The following is a 4,836-nucleotide window of genomic DNA, read 5'->3' on the forward strand; positions in this document are numbered from 1 at the left end:
ATTATGTATGTAGAGAAAGTGAAGACTACGAAACACAAACCAAGCTTAACCGCTTGGTTTTTCTATTTTTATATCCCTAAAACATCGTAAGGATTGGCAGGGCAATTTGTCGGTGAGAGTACCAAGCTTGTGTGGTCAATGTTTATCTGAGAGGCCGATAAGGGTTTACATTTAAATGTGTGGGCTTATTATTATGATATATTTCCCAAAGTGGGAAATAGAAAAGCTCAGCGGTAGGAGGCTGAGCTTTTGAGAACGCGTTATAAGAAGAACGCGTTGATAATTGCTGTGAGCAACTGAACGAATGCAGTTAACAGCTCTATCATACTGACCTCCTTATTAGGTTGGTTTGAGATACACAAACCCTAGCGCATTTATGCTCTGGGGTTTTTTCTTTTCTGTCTTCATCATATCAATTCCAAAAAGTTGATGGCTCTAAGAAAGTCGCTTCAGTAAGTCACAGTATACGAGTTCAAACCTACCACGTCATTTATGAATTACGGTCTTACACATTAATAAGTAGTATTGTGTACGCCTCAATCCTCCCTGCTATGCAGGACATAAGCACCTTGAGTAGCATACTGAAAAATCCGCACCAAAAAGCCCCGCAGGGATAAGGGAGTGCGGAGCGCGACCGAGGCACCAAGCCGCTCGATAAAGGTTCGAATATTTGGAAAGCTGAGCGGCGCGGTTAGCCACAAAAGGTGTTAAGAAAAAGAAAAGCTCCCGTCCTGCCAGACCCAAGCTACCCAAAAACTAACCGCGAACAATGAAGCCTGTTTACTCTACTGATTTATAGGCGCATTTATAGCAGTTGGGAAAAGTTCCCAACTAACGCAAATGTATATTTAGGTAAGTTGACCCTATTCATAGTTAGATACCACCTGAGCCAGAAGAAAAATCAGACACTTGCCCTACATGTTCTTTGTCTTGAATTACTAGTTAATCATAACTTCGTCAGCTTGCAACTGGATGCGACTTTCCCAGAGCCAGAGTTCCCGCCGTATGGTCAGGGGAGTTTTAAATCGGAGATTTAGAGAGATGGGAAAGAAAAAGCGCACCGAATGGAAAGAGTTCGATGCGCCGGAGAAGTTCGAGAGCCGCATGCTCTAATAGCGGCTTATGGTTTCATTTTGATTTATGTGGTTGTGTGGGTTCCAGCATTGTATCTAAATTGCTATTTCGACGTTTTGACTCTTCATTGAGTAAATCAAACAGTAGTTCTATGTGTTCTTTAGAGTCTATGCCGAGAGCTTCTGGAGAGAGGTTGTTTATATCTGCACCATCGGTAACGCTGTCGGTGATGTCTTTGCTCAGCCCATCGATTGTGCGTCTTGCATTTAGGTTCCCTTTGGGATCATTTACTCCTACTTTTGCTCTTAACTCTTCAACTTCACGACTGACATGATTCACTAAGTTAAGAATTAAGTTGAACATCTTCTTCTCATTAAGAGCAGACTCTTCCTCATCCTCTGTCAGCATCCCATAGGCGATATAGTTAAGACTAACGCCTGTTGCTTTCGATATAGCCATAACGTCTTTGAGCTTTGGCTCTGTCTGATTGGCAGCCATGCGGGCTAAAGTACTTTTACTGATGCCTGTGACGTCACTAATGTTTTGGTAGCCGCCATTGTCAATAATGGCTTTTTTAATTCGGTCTGCAATGCTCACTTCTGACATTCTTAATACTCGCATTAAGGTTCATGTTCGAGATTATATACCCTGTTTTTTAGTGTGATCTTCGTCATACTCATTTCTGAGTATGGAGAGTCTCACTTTCTCGTTGTCAAAAAAGTCTCATGCTGATACCATTATTGAGTACGAAAAGTATCACTAATGGGTATTGACAGGTTTTTATGATAGACATGTTCCACATAAACATTCCTTTTAAAAAGGACGTAATCATCGAAATGGGTGATTGCGGTTTTGTGGACTTTGCAAAACTGGCTGAAAAAACCGAGCTAAAAATCGCTTGCGGGAATGTTGAGTTCTCAGTGGTGAATGACCAAAAGAAGGTGCGTACTGATGACCTATATCATCCTTGGTCTACCATCCCATCATCCTACACTGACATTGCCTGTAAGGTCTTCGATGCTGAGCCTCGTGCCAATGTCTTCTGGGGCTACCTACAACTGAAAGCCTCGCCAGCCAAGGTTATGCAAGGGCACAATGTCTACGGCTCGGAAGACTTTCGCTTATGTGTTGAATACCTACTCGACTCGCTACAAAAAGCACAGCCGGAACTGTGGGAGTTGTTGGATGTCGGCTTAGCAGAGATGACTCGTATTGACTGCACGTACTCAATTAAATGTGCTAACCCCGATATCCTACGCCAGACCATCAAACAGATGGGCAATGTCTCTAACCGTTACATCAAACCCGCCCGTAACTCAGACTTTGAAACCACGCTCTACTTCAACCGTGCTACCAAGGCGAATCCGGGAGCAGGGCGCTCATTCGAACTGTGTATCTACACCAAGCATGATGAAATCGCTCACCAGTTAGCTGACTTGAAACGCCGCGCCAGACAAGGCGATAGCGACCGTTTTAACCGCATCATTGATGAATTATCCAAGCCTGAATTGCAGGCGTTCGCTGCGAACCGATTACGCTTCGAAGGGCGTGCAAAGAAACGCTTCATCCAGAAACATGTTGGCAGCGCAAACCTGTGGCAGGTTATCCGACATGCAGAGCAGTTCGAGGCTAAGAATGGTTACCGCTTCTGCGAATGGATGTTCAAAACCCTGTTCCACGACCTGTTGGAATCGCTGAAAGGTGAAGAGTTAGAGCTGTATAACGACAGCAAAATTAAGCAGTTGCTGCGTGATGCGTACAGCACGATGACACCGAAAGGCAATATCTCATACGCCAAGGCTGACCGACTGTTCCGTTTTTACATGACACTCTGTGACCGTGGCTATCAAGAGCTAAAGGCGCACAGTTCGAAAGCCACACTTCACCGCAATATGCGTGACTTAATGGCAATTGGCTTCTCCAAAGCTGACTTGCAAAACCTGAGTGAGGGTGAGCGTATGCCATTGGCACAAGTGCTGAACTTTAACTTCGACAATCAACGTCCGGCCAACTATGTCGAGCCAGTCTCACCGACAGCACACATTCAAGATATGTCACACCTAGCGGTCGCTTATGGTGTGTCGAAACGCCTTGCTCATGAGTTGGGACTGGCAGAAGACCCAATCCATAACCTGAAAGAGAAACTCGGACTGAAAGATGATATCGACATCGACGCTCTGATAGAGGGGCAGTCCATCCCAATTAGCCCACGGCGGGCACTGAGTCTGGTTATCTGGCCAGACGGCGAAATGATCTTAACTGAACACGACATTACACCTGATTTATTCACTGGCGGCGTCAATCCGGTCAACCACCGGAACCGTAAAGCGGCCAATCAACCAAGAGGGTAACACAATGAAAGTTGTATACATGGGCATTAGCCATCGCAAAGGTATCTCAAACAAAGGGCTAGGCAAGCCTTACGAGATGCACAAAATCCACTTCGCAACACCTATCGAAACCATCGACACACCCAACATGTCCTTATCAGGACGTGGCTTGCAAGAGCAAACACTGGATATCGACCCGCTTTGTTTACCTCAGTTCGACAAAGTAAGCCCGTTATCGGAAGTGAATGTCTCTGTGGAGCCGAAACCTTCCAACTTTACCCAAACATGGGTAGTCGGTCTGACTCAGTAACTGTCTCTGGCGGCTTGCTGCCAAAGGCGTCATGCAGTCGCATGCAACTGCCAATACCTGCATGCAATACCAAGCAACCGCCTATGTAACGTTATCTATATAGGCATCACTCGATAAAAGGAAACACAAATGAACTTGAATCAACTCACGGGTGCAGACCTCATGGCTGCACGTACACACATCGGCCTCAGCATCTCAGCCGTGGCGAAACTCACCGGAATCAACCGCAATACTCTTAGCCAGTTCGAGCAAGAAAAGGCCTCGTTAAGCGGCTCTGAAAAGAAACGACTTGCAGGTTGTTACGAAGAGCGCGGTTATCACTTCGATGAACCTCAGACCACCGACGAAACCGTGTTAGCCACACGCTACGATGATGCGCGTGAACGCCTTGTTGATGCAGCGTACGACGTTAACATGAATGGGCTAGGTGAGGCGGTTCTCGCTTTGGCCGATGCAAGCCATGACTTGTTGTCTATGTTGGCGCGCCCAATGGATGTGGCACAAGAAGAGGTTGAGCTAGATGCTGTTGAGCTGCCAGAGTCATATCTGGAAATGCATAACGTGCTACAACGTCACTTCTTGGCGGACAAGGCAGGGCAGATGCAAGGTAAAGTGGGCTTCTTTAAAGAAGATGCGGACGAACGCAGTGCTAAGCTGATAGCTTACATGGCACAACAATACTTAACACTGTTACATGCTGAAATGCCGGAAGTGGTGAGTCTTGAGCGTGACAGTCTGGATGATGACAGCGATAACGCTCGCGTATTGGATGCACTGGCGAACTGGACATTCTATGACGCTTTAAAGGAAATGACGGTGTAAAGCAAAGCGGTAAAGTGAACTGACTTATGGGCGTAAGTCAGTTCATGCACTGAAATTCAAGCGATAAGGCAGAACCAATGCAGGGACATCATACAAGAGAAGACGCCAAAACAACAGAAGCAACAGAGCAACGGTTGCTACAAGTGTTTAAGCGCGATAAGGAGCTGAGCGCTGCGCTCGGAGTATTCGAACGCAAACTCGGCATTCCAGAGCAAGAAACTGTGATAAGGATATGTTATGACTAAATACGTGCGGCTCAACAATGTCGGAGCTGCTTGGATTAAGTCAACCAGAGAAAAA

General features: G+C 46.0%; 5 protein-coding genes. 4 read left to right on the top strand and 1 reads right to left on the bottom strand.

Features of this window, described 5'->3' with window-relative positions:
* Positions 1 to 1,128: 1,128 nt before the first annotated feature.
* Complete coding sequence (locus tag T411_RS0115485) at positions 1,129 to 1,680, bottom strand: helix-turn-helix domain-containing protein (protein WP_000005769.1); 552 nt, start codon at positions 1,678 to 1,680, stop codon at positions 1,129 to 1,131.
* A 176-nt stretch (positions 1,681 to 1,856) separates the two neighbouring features.
* Here T411_RS0115485 and T411_RS0115490 point away from each other — a divergent pair, with 176 nt between their 5' ends.
* The 4 genes from T411_RS0115490 (at position 1,857) to T411_RS0115505 (ending at position 4,781) form a co-directional block, all read left to right on the top strand.
* On the top strand, positions 1,857 to 3,425 hold the full coding sequence (locus T411_RS0115490) for a phage/plasmid replication protein, II/X family (RefSeq protein ID WP_001881266.1): 1,569 nt from the start codon (positions 1,857 to 1,859) through the stop codon (positions 3,423 to 3,425).
* Between the two features lie 19 nt (positions 3,426 to 3,444).
* On the top strand, positions 3,445 to 3,714 hold the full coding sequence (locus T411_RS0115495; RefSeq protein ID WP_000512956.1) for a hypothetical protein: 270 nt from the start codon (positions 3,445 to 3,447) through the stop codon (positions 3,712 to 3,714).
* Positions 3,715 to 3,843: 129 nt separating this feature from the next.
* The gene (locus tag T411_RS0115500; protein WP_001052672.1) at positions 3,844 to 4,536 is read left to right on the top strand and encodes a helix-turn-helix domain-containing protein; all 693 of its coding nucleotides are present in this window, start codon (positions 3,844 to 3,846) and stop codon (positions 4,534 to 4,536) included.
* 77 nt (positions 4,537 to 4,613) lie between these two features.
* Positions 4,614 to 4,781 carry a hypothetical protein gene (locus T411_RS0115505; RefSeq protein ID WP_001161489.1) on the top strand — a complete coding sequence of 56 codons (168 nt, stop codon included), beginning with the start codon at positions 4,614 to 4,616 and terminating at the stop codon, positions 4,779 to 4,781.
* The last annotated feature ends 55 nt before the right edge of the window (positions 4,782 to 4,836 follow it).

Source organism: Vibrio cholerae ATCC 14035, assembly GCF_000621645.1.
GTDB classification, from domain to species: domain Bacteria; phylum Pseudomonadota; class Gammaproteobacteria; order Enterobacterales; family Vibrionaceae; genus Vibrio; species Vibrio cholerae.

Coding starts and splice junctions, on each gene's coding strand:
- T411_RS0115485 (WP_000005769.1), bottom strand. CDS start 1,680: ATGTCAGAAGTGAGCATTGCAGACCGAATTAAAAAAGCCATTATTGAC.
- T411_RS0115490 (WP_001881266.1), top strand. CDS start 1,857: ATGATAGACATGTTCCACATAAACATTCCTTTTAAAAAGGACGTAATC.
- T411_RS0115495 (WP_000512956.1), top strand. CDS start 3,445: ATGGGCATTAGCCATCGCAAAGGTATCTCAAACAAAGGGCTAGGCAAG.
- T411_RS0115500 (WP_001052672.1), top strand. CDS start 3,844: ATGAACTTGAATCAACTCACGGGTGCAGACCTCATGGCTGCACGTACA.
- T411_RS0115505 (WP_001161489.1), top strand. CDS start 4,614: ATGCAGGGACATCATACAAGAGAAGACGCCAAAACAACAGAAGCAACA.